Here is a 1,212-nt window from a genome sequence, read left to right as displayed (position 1 = left end):
TGACCGCAGCTTCAGCCGCTGCCAGCCATGGAGAGCGAAGCGAAGGCTGGTAGACCCCAGTAGCCGCGAGGCCGCACTGTTTTCCCGGCGTGCCTTGCGCCAGAGGGAAAACAAAGTAGGCATCCGAACGCGGCGTCCAGTCATATGGGAGCCAAGTACGGAGCAGCAACGAGCTTGCGAAGTTGTTGCGCAGTGCTTGGTGACCAGGACGGCTGGGGCACAAATAGGTTGTCAAAGGCCGAGTCGATTTTGGGGACTGGGATGTCCCAAAATCTATCACGAGGCCGAAGACACGCTTGCTCTCCGCGCTTCCCAGTCCCGCACCGGCGGATGGAAGATGATCTGCACCAGAGTGCCATCAGGACCGCAACAATAGAAACTCCGTGCCCCATCCCTGTGGGTGCGGGGTTCGGTGCGCATGGGAACGCCCTGTTCCCGCAACCAGGCAAACCATTCATCCACCAGCGCTTCTGTCGCCAGGAAGAAGCCGATGTGATCGAGCCGCTGTACGGCTTCGTCGGTAATTAAAACTTGGTAAACCACCGCCTCTGGCGGTGAGACACGAAAAGGCTCTGCCGTACCGGCGTGCGGAGTAAGAAAATGGCCTCCTTTGAACCGGCAAGTTCTGTAGGAGGCCATTATGAGAGACTGGCAAAGCCAAGCTCACGTGAAGCATTATTGCAAATATCATGTAGTGTTTGTTCCGAAGTATCGAAGGAAATCGATTTACGGAATGCTGAGGAAAGAAATAGGAGGGATATTGAGGGAGTTGTATCGTCAGCAGGGTGTTGAATTGATAGAGGGTTACGCCAGCGTGACCACATTCACATGCTGTTGATGATCCCCCCAAATACAGTGTGGCAAACACCATCGGTTTTCTGAAAGGTAAATCAGCCATACGGATATTCAGGGAATATCTGCAGGTCAAAAGGAATTTTACGGGTCGACATTTTTGGGCGCGAGGCTATTGTGTCAGTACAGTTGGCTTAGATGAGCAGATGATACGGACGTACATAAAGAATCAGGAACGGGAAGAGAAGCGCCAAGAGCAGTTAAGGTTGGCGGGACTCTGACAATAGCCCCCTCCGGGGGCTTTCATCATACTACCCGCTCTGCGGGTAGTATTTGATTTCCGCATCCGCCTGATGCAATGCCAGGTTGTCGCTGCCTGAACTGAGGAAGACATTGCGCTGATCCGGGCGCCATTCAACC

General features: G+C 53.9%; 2 protein-coding genes and 1 pseudogene. 1 reads left to right on the top strand and 2 read right to left on the bottom strand.

Features of this window, described 5'->3' with window-relative positions:
* Together ACOCD2_RS20780 and ACOCD2_RS20775 are read right to left on the bottom strand one after the other, a co-directional pair.
* Positions 1-280: hypothetical protein (locus tag ACOCD2_RS20780; protein ID WP_419626029.1), on the bottom strand; the 280-nt coding region annotated here is incomplete at its 3' end.
* Entirely contained in the window at positions 277-639 is a 363-nt protein-coding gene (locus tag ACOCD2_RS20775) for a VOC family protein (RefSeq protein ID WP_305800516.1), read from the bottom strand. The genes ACOCD2_RS20780 and ACOCD2_RS20775, both read right to left, overlap by 4 nt.
* 1 nt (position 640) lies before the next feature.
* Here ACOCD2_RS20775 and tnpA point away from each other — a divergent pair.
* A pseudogene (gene tnpA / locus ACOCD2_RS20770) lies at positions 641-1,073 on the top strand (IS200/IS605 family transposase).
* The last annotated feature ends 139 nt before the right edge of the window (positions 1,074-1,212 follow it).

The sequence above is a fragment of the Thiolapillus sp. genome (genome assembly GCF_048562965.1).
In the GTDB taxonomy this organism is placed as follows: Bacteria; Pseudomonadota; Gammaproteobacteria; order Chromatiales; family Chromatiaceae; genus Thiolapillus; species Thiolapillus brandeum_A.
The sequence above is the reverse complement of the archived record's forward strand: the minus strand, read 5'-3'. Positions and strand labels throughout refer to the sequence as shown.